The following is a 13,750-nucleotide window of genomic DNA, read 5'->3' as shown; positions in this document are numbered from 1 at the left end:
TTCCCGGCCCCGTTCGGCCCGAGGAAGCCGGTCACGTGCCCGGGCCGCACCGTGAAGCTCAGCTCGTCGACCGCGAGCGTCGACCCGTAGCGCTTGGTGAGGCCCTGCGCCTCGATCATCGATCACCTCCGTGTCGTGTCGTGCACGATACGGATCGAGCCGTCGGCTGACGACCGCCGCGGGGCGTTTCTCGGGTCATCCCCGCTGCGCACCCCGGGGCCCCCGGATCATCCGAAAGGATGAGGCGTGACGCACCCCCGGGGTGACGCCGGCACGGACATGGGCCCGTACGCTGGGCCGGTGCACGCGCTGATGTCGTGGACGCGCCGCCACCCGCTGGCGGTCGACGCGGCCTTGGGCCTCCTCATCCTCGGTGCGGGCGGCGCCGACCCGGGCGACCGCGCTGGCGCCACGTGGGTCCGCTTCGTCTTCGCGGCGGTGATGGCCATCGGTGTCACCGTGCGGCGCCGCTGGCCGCGGGGATCGTTCGCACTCGTGGCCGCCACCGGGTTCGCCCAGTACCTGGCGGACGTGCCGTTCAAGGTGTTCGACGTGGCGATCATCATCGGCCTCTACACGATCGCCGCCCACCGCGGCCGCCGTGACGCCGCGGTCGCCTTCGTCGTCGCCGAGGTTGGCGCCGTCCTGGCCGCGTTCCGCTGGGCGGGCGACCCGTGGGCCGCGATCATCGCCCCGACCGTGGCCGCGGCCGCCGCGGTCGTGCTCGGGGAGAGCATGCGAGTCCGGCGCGCCTACCTCGCCCAGCTCGAGCAGCGAGCGGCGCGGCTCGAGCGCGAGCGCGACCAGCAGGCGGAGATCGCGGCGGCGGCCGAGCGATCGCGAATCGCCCGGGAGCTGCACGACGTCGTCGCCCACAGCCTGACGGTCATGGTCGCCCAGGCCGATGGGGCCGGCTACGCCCTCGATCGCGACCCCCAGCAGGCGCGCCACGCCATGTCGACGGTGGCCGAGACCGGGCGCGAGGCGCTCACCGAGATGCGCCGGCTGCTCGGCGTGCTGCGCAGTCCCGAATCCCCCGACGGCACCACGCCCCAACCGGGGCTGCAGGAGGTGGACGATCTCATCGACCGGGTGCGCGACGCCGGGCTGTCGATCCGGGTGACGCGCCGCGGGGAGCCCCGAACGCTCCCGGCCGGCATGGGGCTCGCCGCCTACCGCATCGTGCAGGAGGCCCTCACGAACACGCTGAAGCACGCCGGGCCGACCGCGCACGCCGACGTGACGATTACCTACGCGGACCACTGCTTCGAGGTGCTCGTCGACGACGACGGTCGCGCCACCCAGCCGGCGCCGGCACGCCCGGGGCAGGGCCTCACCGGCATGCGGGAGCGCGCCGCCATGTACGGCGGGACGGTCATGACCCGCGCCAAGCCCGACGGCGGCTACCGGGTCGTGGCGTCACTGCCCATCCCGACATGACGATCCGGATCGTCCTGGCCGACGACCAGCCGATGCTCCGGATGGGCTTCCGCATGATCCTCGACGCGCAGCCCGACCTCGTCGTCGTCGCCGAGGCGAGCGACGGGCTCGAGGCCCTCGACGCGGTCCGCAACACACCGGCGGACGTCGTGCTCATGGACGTGCGCATGCCGCGCCTCGACGGGGTGGAGGCGACCCGCCGCATCTGCGCGGAACCGAACCCACCCAAGGTGCTGATCCTCACCACGTTCGACCTCGACGAGTACGTGTACGCCGGGCTCCGGGCCGGGGCCAGCGGGTTCCTGCTGAAGGACGTCCCGCCCGAGGAGCTGCTGGCGGCGATCCGGGTCGTGGCCGCCGGGGACGCGATCGTCGCGCCGAGCGTGACCCGCCGCCTGCTCGACCAGTTCGCCCGCCACCTCCCCGACGACCGGCCACCGAGCCGTCCCCTCGAGGTGCTCACCGACCGCGAGCGTGAGGTGCTCCTCGAGCTGGCGCGAGGCCGCTCGAACGCAGAGATCGCCGAGGCGCTTTTCCTCTCCGAGGCCACGGTCAAGACGCACGTCGCGCACCTCCTCAGCAAGCTCGGCCTCCGGGACCGAGTCCAGGCCGTCGTGCTCGCCTACGAGACCGGGCTCGTCACCCCGGGCCTCACCTGAGCCGAGCGTCGCCCGACTCCGGCCCGCCACCGTCCAGGCCCCGCTCGAACGTCGACGCCCCGCCGCCGGCCCGGGGCCGAGCGGTTCGTCACGGCGCTCACACGACGACGCCCCGGGCGGGCCGGGCCGAGCCGCCACGACTCGGCCAGGTCGACGTGGCCCGCCAGGTCCGAAGGCAACGCAACTATTCGAAGTGCCAGCGCGTGGCGCCCCCCGGGTCGACCGTCGCGACCGCCGTCGCCGCGTGGGGCGTGAGGCGGTACACGAACCAGGGCGGCGGTCCTGCCGAGGGCGCACTGAAGTCGGCCGTGAGCGCGGTGCCCGTGTCGTCGACTCGGGCGGGCCAGCCCGCAGCGGCCCACCGGGCCGCCATGGCGGCGACGGTGGCCGGATCCGTGACCTTCTGCGCCTCGCCCTCGACGACGAGGTCGAACTCGTCAGCAGCGAGACTCAACGAGCAGCGCGCGTCGCGGGCCAAGTTCCTTGCCTTGCGGGCCCGATCACCGGTCTCGAACCAGAACGCCCCATCCCGCCAGAGGGCACCGATGCCCGTGAGGTGCGGGGTCCCGTCCCCGTTGATGGTCGCCAACCAACACGTGTGACGGTTCGGCCCGCCGGTCCCCGGCGCCTGGGTCAGACCCCGGTCGAGTCGGGCTTGAACGCGGCCCCAATCGAGGAGGGGCGATCCGTAGATATCGGCGAGGTTCGTTGCCTTCATGCTGAGCGTGACGTTACGAGGGACCAGAAGTCATCGAGCGGCCCCGATGAAGCGGTGCGCCGGATCCTGGCCCGGGTCCCCCTGACCCGCCCCAAGGTCAAGAAATGCCTCCTGAGCAGCAGTTGGGCGCTCGTCGTCCGCCGTGGCGTGTCGTGCTTGCCCGTTGTGCTGAGGAGAACGGCATGCTTCTGGCCGAGCACGGCGTGGCCGACCCGCTGGACGGAACCGAGGAGGTCCTGTGCGCTGGGCGCAGTTCGAACTCGAGCAGCCGAAGTTGGCTGAGCTGGGACGGCGCCGGCTCGGGGATCCAGGCGTCGTGCTCGTCGTCACAATGCGCTCCGATGGGACGCCGCGACTGAGTCCCGTCGAGCCGTTGTTCTGGGACCAGGACCTCTGGCTGTCGATGATGTGGGGCTCGCTCAAGGCCGCCGATCTGGAGCGCGATCCGCGCCTCCTAGTTCACAGCACCGTGTCCGGCCGAGAGGGCACCAATGGAGAGTTCAAGGTACGGGGCCGCGCGGTGCCGGAACCGGACCTGCGGACCCAGCGCGCGTATGCCGAGGTGGTGAAGGCCGCGCTTGGTTGGGTCCCTGTGCCCGGTCGGTTCCACCTCTTCCGTGTCGCCATCGACGACGTGACGTTCATCGGATACGACGACGCCACCGGCGACCAGTTCGTCGCCCGCTGGCCGGATCTGGACGAGTTCGCTCGGCGCGCAACCTCACCCACCAGCGTCGGCGATCCCGAGCCTCGCCACGAGCTCCTCGCCGACCGGAGGACGGGGAGCGCGTAGGTCGTCGCCCTCGCTACGGCGCCGTCGTCTGGTCGCCGCTCTGATTGGCCTGATTGCCGTTGTTGCCGGTCTGGTCGCCTCCTTGGTCCGGGGACCGAACCGCCCTGATCGAACCGACGAGTCCGTCGTGCTCGTCGTTGATGCCGGCGCTGAAGAGCAGGGTGTGGCGACCGCCGGTCGCGCGAGTCCCGAAGTGGAGCCCCCACAGGTCGTCGATCGTGATGGGCTGGCCCTGCTCGTTTCGGAGCTGGTCGGCGAAGTCGCCGGAGAACCGGCCGAAGACGTTGATCCGGCCGTCCCCGAAGTCGCCCACCAGGAGCCTGCCGTCGAAGCGGCCGAAGCCGTCCGGGGCGAGCGCGAGGCCCCACGGGGAGTTGAGGGACCCTCCTGACGCCAGGCGCCGAACTCGGACGCCCTCGGGCGTGAAGATGTCGATGAACCCGTGGCCGGGGCCGGACACGTCATCGTGCTTCAGGGCGTTCTGTTGCGCGTAGGTCACGTAGATGAGCCCGTTGATCGCCTGGATCCCGAAGGGCGCGTAGTTCGCGGGGATTGAGGGATCCCGAAAGTCTCCCCGGAGATGCACGAGCTGGAAGCTGGTGTTGAACACGTCGACCGTCCCGTCGTGGAAGTTCGACGCGTACAGGAAGGGCCGCTCGTCGCTCGTCGCGAGGGTCAGGCCCTTGTACACGGCCGTCGGTGAGCTGAACTCGACCTGGGCCGTGGACGTGCCGGCCGAGACGGGGTCCGCCTTCGGGCTCCACGCGGTGATCTGGCCCGACTCGGAGGAGAAGACGAACGTCGCGGGACCGCTCCCCGCTGTCGAGCTGACCGCGAAGCCGGCGGTCGGGTTGAAGACCTCCCCGGTCGGGCTCGGGCCGTCTCCGGTCGCCGCCCGGCCCCCCGGCAACACGACGGTGAGGTTCGCCTTGCTCGCCGTGCTCCCGCCGACGTTCACGTTGTAGACCGTGGCCACACCGGCGTTGTTGTCCGCCACCCAGAGCGGACCCGTCGGGCTCAGCGCCAGCCCCCACGGGTTCTGGGAGTTCGCGTCCACCACCGGGGCGCCCTGGTCGGTCCGGTTCGACACCAGGTTGGTCTGATGGAACGCGTTCTCGGGATCCGGGACCGCTGCACCCGCGGAGACCGCGGCCAACGACGCCAGCGAAGCCACCGCGAGGATCGTGACGGCCAGCCGCGGCATCCCCAGGCGCCCACCCCGCCGCACCCGACGACTCCCCCCGCACCGAGCCTGCTTCAGGACTGCCCGCATGGCGCCCCCCTGGTCCGCGACGAACCGGCGACCTACCGGTCCCGACGCGGTCCTACGAACGGCTCGCGAAGAGGGATTGGCCTCGGCGCAGAATTTGGGGGCCGACCCGCGGTGGGATGGCCAAGCGGGGCAAACCGGGCGTCTGCCGTCAGCGTGGCGACCGCCGCCGCATCGCTCGGCGCTCGGGCCGGAAGCCCTGGCGTGGGACGCGGGTGCTGGTGGTCCGTCAGGCGAACCGGACGAAGTACACCGCAAAGGGCCGCTCCTGCGGCACATCGACGACCTCCGCGCCGATGGTCCGACTCAGCTGGTGCGCGGCACGGTCGCCTGGCGCGACTCGCCATCGGGCGGAGCCGCCGGGCGTCGATTGCGCCATCCGATCCAAACAGGTCGTCAGGAGCCGCCGTCCGTGACCGACGCCCTGACGATGGCGAGCGACGGCCAAGGCGTTGATGAACCAGTGCTTGTCGCGGTCGTCGTCGCGTTGGAACGCGCACGCCGCGACCAGGTCGTCGGAATAATCGTCGTCAACGGAGAGGATGAGGTAGTGGTCCGGCTCGCGGTACGCCCACACGAGAGCCTCGGCGCGAACCCAGGCCTCCACTGCGTCTTGGTAGGGCGAGCCGTCACTGCAACGCAGAGACCCGAGCCGTTCGTGATCGATTCCGCCGTTGGCGGGACGTGTACTAATCACCCGCGGCAGGGCAACAGGTCTCTCTTCTTGGGCTTGAACCGGGGCGCGTCGGGCTTGAACGCCTCTGACGGTAGGGCCGGCGGCCGGACGATCGCGTCGCGGGACTGCTCGCGCGAGGGTGCATCCGTGGCCCGCTCAGAGAGTCGCCCGGACCGCTTGAGCTTCTTTCCGCGTTTGGTCTTGGTCGCCACGACCCTCCCCGGGAGGAGGAGCGTACCCAAGTGCACTCCCTGGCCGGTGAGGACGAGACCGAGCCTGCCCGGTGCGGCCCGGGTTGCGCCTCACTCGAAGCGCCGGCCTCGAGCCCGCGGGGACGCGGTCCCGCGCGAGACAAACGGCACGAGTTTCTTGACGTCCACAGGCTCAGGGTCCCGCGCGGTGTCTGGCGGCCCCGCCAGCGTTGGTGCCGAGTCGTCGGTGCACGGTCGGAGGCACGCCTTGTCTCGGCATCCGGTGGCTGTGAGACTCGGAGTGCGGGCGTCCGGCCAGGGATGGGGGTGGGCACATGCCGGACCGGAAGGTCGTCCTGTCGCCCCGGGACCGGGTGCGGAACCAACGGCCCAGAACAGCAGCGCGACCAAGCAGACCAACGAATGGCCGACGCGCTACCAGACCGGGCGCCGCCCACGCCACCGCGTTCCTCTTTGACAGAGTCGGAGACCACCCGTCGGCGGGAGAGGAGACCACATGGCACTCCGTGGAGCGCAGACGACCGAAGGCGTCGTCACGAAGGCAAGTCCCCGAACCGTCGACGAGACGGTCTCCCGGCTCACGCAACTCATCACGAACAAGGGTCTGAAACTCTTCGCGGTGATCGACCACAGCGGCGAAGCTCACAACGTCGGGCTCGAAATGCCCGAGACGAAGCTCGTGCTCTTCGGTAGCCCCGCGGCCGGTACCCCGGTCATGCTGGCCGCGCCCCTGGCGGCGCTGGACCTTCCCCTGAGAGTGCTCGTCTCGGCTGACACCGGCGGCGCCGTGTGGGTCAGCTACAACGCGCCGGTCTTCCTTGCCACCCGGCACCACCTGTCCGACGACCTCCGCGCCCATCTCGAAGGGGTCGAGGCGATCAGCGATGCCACCGTCGCGGTGGACGCGTGACAGCCGACCCAGTCATTCACAGTCAGCGTCGTCGGATGAGGCGGAACACTCCGCGACCATCACTCCCGAGACGAAGCCTTCGGCTTCGATGAGAGCGCCGGCGAAAGCCTGCGGGGCTTCTTCAGGTTGTGCCCGACGCCCTCGGGCGTGTGCACACGGGCCATGGGGTTCCTCCGTGTGGAGAACGCTCATATCAGCTGGACCGACCACCCGAGTCACCCTCTACGAGCGTGGGTGGTGGGCCCAGTTTGAACCTGGCTAGCGCGAGAGTCCTCCAGAAGGAGGTCATGGTTAGGCCCACCCCGATCACGAGGCCGACAAGAGCCATCAGGCGGAGCTGAAAGAAGTAATGCAGGTCCCGCGGCGCTCGACCAGATTCGAAGGCTTGGGGGCCGTAGACGTACCGGGCCGTCGATACAACCGCGATGACCAGACCCCCGATGAACTGGACGATGCTCAATTAGAGTCGTCGCCCCGACCTCTCGCACGCTGACGCCCCGCCGGCGAGCCGCGAGAGTGATCCTCGAAAGGATGCGCGGTCCTCGGTATCTCACCGATGCGCGTAGGAACGCAGGGCCTCGGCGACTTCGGCTGGTCCAGCCATCACGGCAATCTCGTCTGCCGTACGACGGGCGGCCGCGGCGTAGGTCGGCTCGGCGAGGATCCGGCGGACCGCGTTTCTGATCGTGGTGGGGGTGGCCTCGCCGGGCAGCAACACGAGCCCGTCTCCGGCCTGGTCAACCATTGCGGCGTGGGTGAAGTTGTCGGCGCCCTGAGGGATGACGAGTTGGGGAAGACCGTGGGCCAGAGCCCCGAAGGTGGTTCCCGCCCCGCCGTGATGAACTACGGCGTCGCAACGCGGAAGAAGTTCAGCCTGAGGGATGAACCGCTCGACGCGGGTGTTGGCCGGGAAGGGCGCCAGGGCGGCCGGGTCCCGGTCCGAGCCGACGGTCACCACGACGTCGATCGGCTCTTCGGCCAGGCCCTCCAGCACCGGGCGGAAGATCTCGAGGTCGTAGCTGAAGAACGTCCCGAAGGTGACGTAGACGAGCGGACGGGACGATCTCGTGGCGGGCGCCTCGGGCAGCGGGGCGGGCCGCAGCGAGAGAACTTCGCCCGACGGAACCTTCAGTCGCTCGAGCGACGGCGGGCAGATCTCGATCGTGAGATCTCGATAGACGCCGGCGTAGCCGGGCACGTCGCGGCCGAAGGAGCGCCACATGGGCGAGACTGCATCGTTGGCGAGTTCGAACACCTCGTGATCGGTGAGGGGCCCGAGCAGGTGGTTGACGCCGGGAACGCCGAGCACGTCGGCGGCAAGCGGACCGGCGAGGGCGAGGTTCTCGAAGAGCACCAGGTCCGGAGCCAGCCGGCGGCCACAGTCCAAGACACCGTCGATCATGTCCGCCGCGGCGATCTCGGCGAACACGCGCGGGACGAAGTAGTGGAGGATCCGCTCAGGAGCGATCCCATCCCCAGGGACACCTCGGGTGCGCTGACGGAGCTGGTCCATCCACGCGTCCTCACCGTGGCCGACGGCGAACAACTCGGCTCCGATTGCCTCGACTGTCGGCTTCAGATCGACACCGCTGGCCACGACGACCTGATCGCCACGCGCGAGAAACGCTCTGACCAGCGGGACGAGCGGCTTCAGATGCCCCAAGCCCGGCGTAGACACGACGAGAACCTTCATGGCAGCAACGTATCCGCGGGTGACCGGCGTAGTGCCCTGCGATTTGGCAATCTGGGGTTCGACGCTAGCAACGGTCAAGGACCGCAGTCTGCCGACGGTCGGTCACCCGTGACGGTCCCCGATCGGTGGTAACACGAGGGGCGTGAGCGATCAGCGACGCCCTGACGGCTTACCGCGGCCTGTGCGGGCGAGGCAGCCGCACGACTTCGAGGAGCTCTACGCGGGCACGCCGCCGTGGGATATTGGCCGGCCTCAGCCGGCGTTTCTCGAGCTCGCCCGAACCGGTGTCGTGCGTGGTCGCGTCCTCGACGTCGGCTGCGGAACGGGCGAGCACACGCTCATGGCAGCCGACATCGGCCTCGACGCCGTCGGCATCGACCTCTCAACGGCGGCGATCGCGATCGCCGAGCGCAAAGCGCGAGAACGGGGCTCGGACGCACGGTTCCTGGTTTGGAACGCGCTTGAGCTGTCCTCGCTCGGCGAGCAGTTCGACACCGTGCTCGACTGCGGTTTGTTCCACATCTTCGAGGACGAAGACCGGCCCCGTTTCGTGGAGAATCTCCGGACCGTCACCCCGATGGGCGGCCACTACCACATGCTGTGCTTCAGCGACCGCCAGCCCGGCGACTGGGGACCGAGGCGGGTCAGCAAGGACGAGATCGAGGCAAGCTTTACGGACGGTTGGCGGGTGGACTCGATCGAGGACGCCAAGATCGACATCACGATCGATCCCAACGGTGCTATCGCCTGGCGAGCATCGATCACCCGAATCTGAAGCCTCGATGTCGTCGGGCGCTGAGCGGTTCTCGTCTCGGATCCCGTGATCCGGGCTCGGGCGAACGCTCGTTCCCGAAGTCGAGGCGGCCGGGCCTACTCCGCTCTCTTCGGGCAGCGTCGCTAGGTGGCGGAGCCTCCGACCGGCAGCAGCACGTTGTCGAAGACTGAGGGCCCGCGCACAAATCCCCGCAACGAGATGCGCTGCGCTCAGATGAGCGACCTTCGACCAGGCCTCCACGACGCAGTTGATCACGATCGACGGTGTTGTTAAACCGCCCCCGGGTCGCGGTTACAACAGCGGCGGCGCGCCGCCGCAAGGCGGGGTTTGTGCGGCGGCGCGTCGGCGAGGCGGCGAAAGGCCAGACGGATGGACTCCGGGCTCGGGGTCCAACTTCCCTGCCCTCGTTTAGGCGCCTCGCGGCCCTTGGAGACTTCCCTCTTCCGGGTCGCTCGAAACGAAAGCCTCAGACCTCACGGTGCGGCGGCCCCAGGCGTCGATGTCGGCCCACGCCAAAATCGGACCGCGCTGCGAGTTAAGCGGGAGGTTATGGACAGGCGGACCGGTTTGGCACGGCAGGCACCGCGGACGACTCCACAAGCGGTGCCGGCTCGGCGTCAAAGGGCACCACGTAGTCGTAGGCTCGGTTCCGTGGAGCGCCAGTCTTGTCTCAGCGAGGGGTGCCACGCCACGTTCGAAGCAAGTCCGGCTCGTGAGGGCGAGACTCGGCACTGCAATCGAACCGGGCCGGATGGCGGGCATGTGCACCGTTGGGACGGTCAGCACTGGCAGGTTGTACCTGGAGGCATGGAGCACGACCGCAACTAGGGGCGCGTCAGGCAACCCTGCGATGTCCCCTAACGGCACTACGGGGGCACCGCAGCCGCGTGTCCAGCGCGCGTTGCGCGCGTACGTTCTGCCCGGGTCCAGATTGCAGCGACGTGCGCGAGATCGGCAGATAGGTCGGCGATTACGCCGATGCAGGTTCAGTCCACGATCTCGCTGGTCTGTATCACCGGCGCTATCGAGGTGTAGTTCGCGACGTCGGCCAGTATGTCGCCCGTGCCCTCAGCGCCCATCGCCGCGCGTAGGGCCTCTGGCGACGCGAACTTGAAGTGCACCGCGGCGACGTAGGGACCGTCGACGCCCTTGTCGATTTCTGCGCCGGCAAGGCCCCATGTCTTCACAGCGAGCGGTACGTGCTTGTTGCGGTAGTAGTCGTGGTCGAAGGTTGCACCCTCGGTCGACGGGTAGAAGACGCTGAAACGGATCATCGTGAGGTCGTCCTCTCGCTGTGTTGAAGCACGGGCTCAAAGTATGCCGGGGTACATGCCTTGCGTGCCAAGAAAGTCAACGATCGCTCTTGCCGCCCGAAGCAGGGCGCGAACTAGGTAGCGTCGATTGCCCGCTCGCGTCTCGAGGTTGCGGCGCGCAGCCTTGGACACATCCCGAGCCAGGTCGCGGTCGATCAGCTCACCGACGGAAGCCATCGATCCCGGATAGGAGAACGATGGCGCCGCGGCGTTCTCGAGCCAAAGGTCCCGGTCGCTGCCGATCGGCTCGGGGCCAAGCTCGTCGGCCTCAAGGAGCGCCCGGGTTCTCAGCTCGCCGGCCTCCACCGACCCGGGTATCACGCGGACGCGTGACGGGCCCGGGGCGTTGTTGCAGAGCCTCCGATTTGCGCCGCGTCTTGTCCCAGCATCTGGCGGCTGTGAGACTCGGGGTACGGGCGCGCCGCCACAGGGGATGGGGGTGGGCGCATGGGAGCACGGAGGGGCGTCTGGTACGCCCTGGGTGCCCTGGTGGCCTTTGGCTTTGGCGTTGCCTTGTGGTCGACCGGTGATGTCGCCAACGCCTGCGACCCGACGACCGGCCAGGGCTGCCCGTCGACACCGAGCACGCAACCGCTACCAGGCTCTCCGGGCGGGCCGCCAGCGGCTCAGGGACCCAGCGTCCGCCGCCCCAACAATCAGGTCCAGCCCGGCTCGGACAACGGCGGGCCGTTCATTCCGCCCGGCGCCGGCGCCGGAACGGTGCCGACCACCACGCCCGCTCCGCCGCAGACCACGGTCGCGCCGGTGACGCCAACACCAGTGTCGACGTCGGCATCCAGTTCGTCCGGCGGCCCCAACTGGGTAGAGGTCGGTGCCGGTGGACTCGTCGCGGGCGTCGGTGCTGGGCTGATGTACAAGGGCTGGAACCCAGTCAAAAACCTCGATATCGGTGTCGAGATTGCGTACAGCCAACTGTATAAGCGGGATGCTGAAGACTGGTACGTCAACTCAGTCAGAGATCAGATGAAGGCACACCACGATCCGAAATATGAACCACGTGATAACGGGATCCGGTCGGGCATCTTCAGAAGACAGCGCAACTTTGAGCCGTAATGATGGCCCCGCGGCGTTCCTCGTCTCACTTGACGCCTGCCACCGGGGCTTACGCCGCTCACGCGATCGTTCCGAGCCCCGATCGGGTCACTCGGACGGCGTCACCCCCAGGTATTCGGCCATCCGCTCCAGCATCTCGGGTGGGAGCAGCCCGTGACGCAGCAGCATCTCCTGCGCGAACACCGCGCCGAGCGCGCCGCTCCGACTGCGGAGCGACCCTTGATACACGCCCCGCGCGTTGCCGGCCTTGAGCGGCCACAGCTCGAGCAGCATCCACTCGTCGGCGTGGACCGGCTCGTGGAACCACACGCTGTGATCGATGCTCGGCCCACCCGCGGCGAGGCCCTCGACCTCGACTTGCCCGAAGCCGGACCCGAGGTCCGACACATAGGCGAGCGCGCACGCGTGCGCCAGGGGATCGTCGGACAGCCTTGCCGCGGCGCGGACCCACAGCCGATCGGAGTGTCGGAGCTGCCCGTGGCCGATCCGGGTCGGCGTCACCTCGCGGACATCGATCAAGAGCGCGGAGGCGCGGCTCTTGAGCGCCTCGGGCTCCCCACCGCCGCGCGTCGGTACCGCGTCGTACGTCACGCCGGGCTCGGGCGCCTGGAAGGAGGCGATCATCGAGAAGATCACCTCACCGTCCTGCAACGCACGGACGTGGCGGGCCGAGAACGATCCGCCGTCGCGGTCGCGGTCCACCTGGAGGATGACCGGACGATCGACGAGCCCGGGGCGCAGGAAGTAGCCGTGCAGCGAATGCGGCACCCGCTCTGCCGGCACCGTCATTCCAGCGGCGCGGAGCGCCTGGCCGGCGACCTGCCCGCCATATAGCGACCGTCGTTTGCTCGCATCGGGCTCGTTCGTCGCCCGGAAAAGATCGCGGTCGAGCACTTCAAGTTCAAGCAGCGACGAGAGATCAGGCATCAGCGGCTCCTGCGCCGGGTGCGTAGTACAGGCTGCCGCCTGGCCTACCCGCGAGCGGGGGTCACTCGGCGCTCGCGCGCCGCTTCTGCAACAACGTATCGGAGACGGATGACTCGAGCCCGGCCTCATCTACAGAACGGAGGAACAAAATGGTCCTGCGTTGAGGAGCGTGTACTCGAGTTCATCGCCCGCCATCTCATGATTACCAGTGTTCGCGGCCGCTTCCCTGAGGTCATTCAGCGCGGTGCCGGAAAGGGTGACCGTCGTCGGTCACCGGGCGAAGATCGGAAGGTATTGCTAACTTCGCCGAAGATCGACCGCAGGAGAAGCCCGATGGAGAGCCCGATCGAGGTGGTGCGCAGGTTCTGCGCGGCATGGTCCGAAAATATCGGGGCCGAGGAGCTGGCAGCGTTTTTCACCGACGACGCCGTTTACCACAACATCCCGCTTGCGCCGGTCACCGGCAGGGAGGCCATCGCTAACACGATCGCCTCGTTCATCCGCCCTGGCCCGCCAGGCATCGAGGGCATCGAGTTCCGCGTCGTCAACATCGCAGCCGATGGTCCAGTCGTGATGACCGAGCGGGTGGACGTCTTCAGGCTCCCGGACAAATCGTTCGAGCTGCCGGTCATGGGGACCTTCGAGGTCAGTGACGGCAAGATCAACGCCTGGCGCGACTATTTCGACATGGACCAGTTCACCAGCCGGATGGGATAAGACTGGACCCGCTCAGCGCTCTCGTTCACACTCGCAGCAACACTGATTCCGCGGACCGCGACGCTGCTGCGTCCCTGGTAGACGTTCCGTGGACGCGCCCATGTAATGCGTTCGCAGCGCGTGGGGACGAAGTTGCGCACGTCAGCCGGTGTCTGAGGGGGGACTTGAACCCCCACGCCATTGCGGGCACGAGCCCCTCAAGGCCGTCGACCAGTCTCAGCCCGTTTCCGCCAATCGCGAAACCCCAGGTCATACCCAGTTGGCTCTGGCGGCGCCAGCCCGCTCTTCCACTTGATCGCGCCGCGTACCGCGCAGTCTCTTAGATGGACGGTTAGACGACCGATCGGTTTGTGGGCGTCCCGGCGTGCCAGCACGCGGGGCGCTCAAAGACCGTGCCGAGAAGGCGAGCGTGAGTCAAAAGGTCCCGTGTGCCGTGCTGTTATCGAGAGGACTGATGCCCACCGCTTCGTTCCCCAGCCTGGGCGGAGGTTGTGTGTTGTTGGCGTTCGACGAATGCGATGCACTGTCCCTGATTGACGAAGGCTCGGCCCTGTCGGTCAGTCAGGGTTTGCC

15 protein-coding genes are annotated in these 13,750 nt (G+C 68.7%); 7 read left to right on the top strand and 8 right to left on the bottom strand.

Annotation, left to right across the window (positions count from 1 at the left end; genetic code table 11):
* A partial coding sequence (locus tag VG869_03505) for an ABC transporter ATP-binding protein (GenBank protein HEV3450249.1) occupies window positions 1-119 on the bottom strand: 119 nt, incomplete at its 3' end.
* A gap of 127 nt (window positions 120-246) precedes the next feature.
* Here VG869_03505 and VG869_03500 point away from each other — a divergent pair.
* Window positions 247-1,440, top strand: a complete 1,194-nt coding sequence (locus tag VG869_03500) for a sensor histidine kinase (protein ID HEV3450248.1) — start codon at window positions 247-249, stop codon at window positions 1,438-1,440.
* Window positions 1,437-2,099, top strand: coding sequence for a response regulator transcription factor (locus VG869_03495; protein ID HEV3450247.1), 663 nt, complete (start codon window positions 1,437-1,439; stop codon window positions 2,097-2,099). The genes VG869_03500 and VG869_03495 overlap by 4 nt, the downstream gene beginning before the upstream one ends.
* A 184-nt stretch (window positions 2,100-2,283) precedes the next feature.
* Here the strand turns inward: VG869_03495 and VG869_03490 are convergent, their stop codons facing one another.
* Window positions 2,284-2,817, bottom strand: a complete 534-nt coding sequence (locus tag VG869_03490) for a pyridoxamine 5'-phosphate oxidase family protein (protein ID HEV3450246.1) — start codon at window positions 2,815-2,817, stop codon at window positions 2,284-2,286.
* A 238-nt stretch (window positions 2,818-3,055) separates the two neighbouring features.
* Here VG869_03490 and VG869_03485 point away from each other — a divergent pair, with 238 nt between their 5' ends.
* Complete coding sequence (locus VG869_03485; protein ID HEV3450245.1) at window positions 3,056-3,610, top strand: hypothetical protein; 555 nt, start codon at window positions 3,056-3,058, stop codon at window positions 3,608-3,610.
* Between the two features lie 13 nt (window positions 3,611-3,623).
* On the opposite strand, the gene VG869_03480 is transcribed toward VG869_03485, so the two are convergent.
* Both VG869_03480 and VG869_03475 read right to left on the bottom strand, forming a co-directional pair.
* Window positions 3,624-4,883 carry a TIGR03118 family protein gene (locus tag VG869_03480; GenBank protein ID HEV3450244.1) on the bottom strand — a complete coding sequence of 420 codons (1,260 nt, stop codon included), beginning with the start codon at window positions 4,881-4,883 and terminating at the stop codon, window positions 3,624-3,626.
* A 226-nt stretch (window positions 4,884-5,109) separates the two neighbouring features.
* A complete protein-coding gene (locus tag VG869_03475; GenBank protein ID HEV3450243.1) occupies window positions 5,110-5,487 on the bottom strand; it encodes a GNAT family N-acetyltransferase in 378 nt (125 codons plus the stop codon).
* Between the two features lie 777 nt (window positions 5,488-6,264).
* Between VG869_03475 and VG869_03470 the strand changes: the two genes are divergently transcribed.
* A complete protein-coding gene (locus tag VG869_03470; protein HEV3450242.1) occupies window positions 6,265-6,678 on the top strand; it encodes a DUF302 domain-containing protein in 414 nt (137 codons plus the stop codon).
* A 550-nt stretch (window positions 6,679-7,228) separates the two neighbouring features.
* Here the strand turns inward: VG869_03470 and VG869_03465 are convergent.
* Window positions 7,229-8,449, bottom strand: a complete 1,221-nt coding sequence (locus VG869_03465) for a glycosyltransferase (GenBank protein HEV3450241.1) — start codon at window positions 8,447-8,449, stop codon at window positions 7,229-7,231.
* 64 nt (window positions 8,450-8,513) lie between these two features.
* On the opposite strand from VG869_03465, the gene VG869_03460 reads away from it, so the two are divergent.
* Window positions 8,514-9,146, top strand: a complete 633-nt coding sequence (locus tag VG869_03460) for a class I SAM-dependent methyltransferase (protein ID HEV3450240.1) — start codon at window positions 8,514-8,516, stop codon at window positions 9,144-9,146.
* Window positions 9,147-10,132: 986 nt separating this feature from the next.
* On the opposite strand, the gene VG869_03455 is transcribed toward VG869_03460, so the two are convergent.
* Both VG869_03455 and VG869_03450 read right to left on the bottom strand, forming a co-directional pair.
* Window positions 10,133-10,420, bottom strand: coding sequence for an EthD family reductase (locus tag VG869_03455; GenBank protein HEV3450239.1), 288 nt, complete (start codon window positions 10,418-10,420; stop codon window positions 10,133-10,135).
* A gap of 36 nt (window positions 10,421-10,456) precedes the next feature.
* Window positions 10,457-10,765, bottom strand: coding sequence for a hypothetical protein (locus VG869_03450; GenBank protein HEV3450238.1), 309 nt, complete (start codon window positions 10,763-10,765; stop codon window positions 10,457-10,459).
* Window positions 10,766-10,948: 183 nt separating this feature from the next.
* Between VG869_03450 and VG869_03445 the strand changes: the two genes are divergently transcribed.
* Entirely contained in the window at window positions 10,949-11,533 is a 585-nt protein-coding gene (locus VG869_03445; GenBank protein HEV3450237.1) for a hypothetical protein, read from the top strand.
* 87 nt (window positions 11,534-11,620) lie between these two features.
* Here VG869_03445 and VG869_03440 read toward each other — a convergent pair whose 3' ends face one another.
* Complete coding sequence (locus VG869_03440; protein HEV3450236.1) at window positions 11,621-12,460, bottom strand: acyl-CoA thioesterase domain-containing protein; 840 nt, start codon at window positions 12,458-12,460, stop codon at window positions 11,621-11,623.
* A gap of 333 nt (window positions 12,461-12,793) precedes the next feature.
* On the opposite strand from VG869_03440, the gene VG869_03435 reads away from it, so the two are divergent.
* Complete coding sequence (locus tag VG869_03435; GenBank protein ID HEV3450235.1) at window positions 12,794-13,177, top strand: limonene-1,2-epoxide hydrolase family protein; 384 nt, start codon at window positions 12,794-12,796, stop codon at window positions 13,175-13,177.
* The last annotated feature ends 573 nt before the right edge of the window (window positions 13,178-13,750 follow it).

Source organism: Acidimicrobiia bacterium (assembly GCA_035948415.1).
Taxonomy (GTDB): domain Bacteria; phylum Actinomycetota; class Acidimicrobiia; order IMCC26256; family PALSA-555; genus PALSA-555.
The sequence above is the reverse complement of the archived record's forward strand: the minus strand, read 5'-3'. Positions and strand labels throughout refer to the sequence as shown.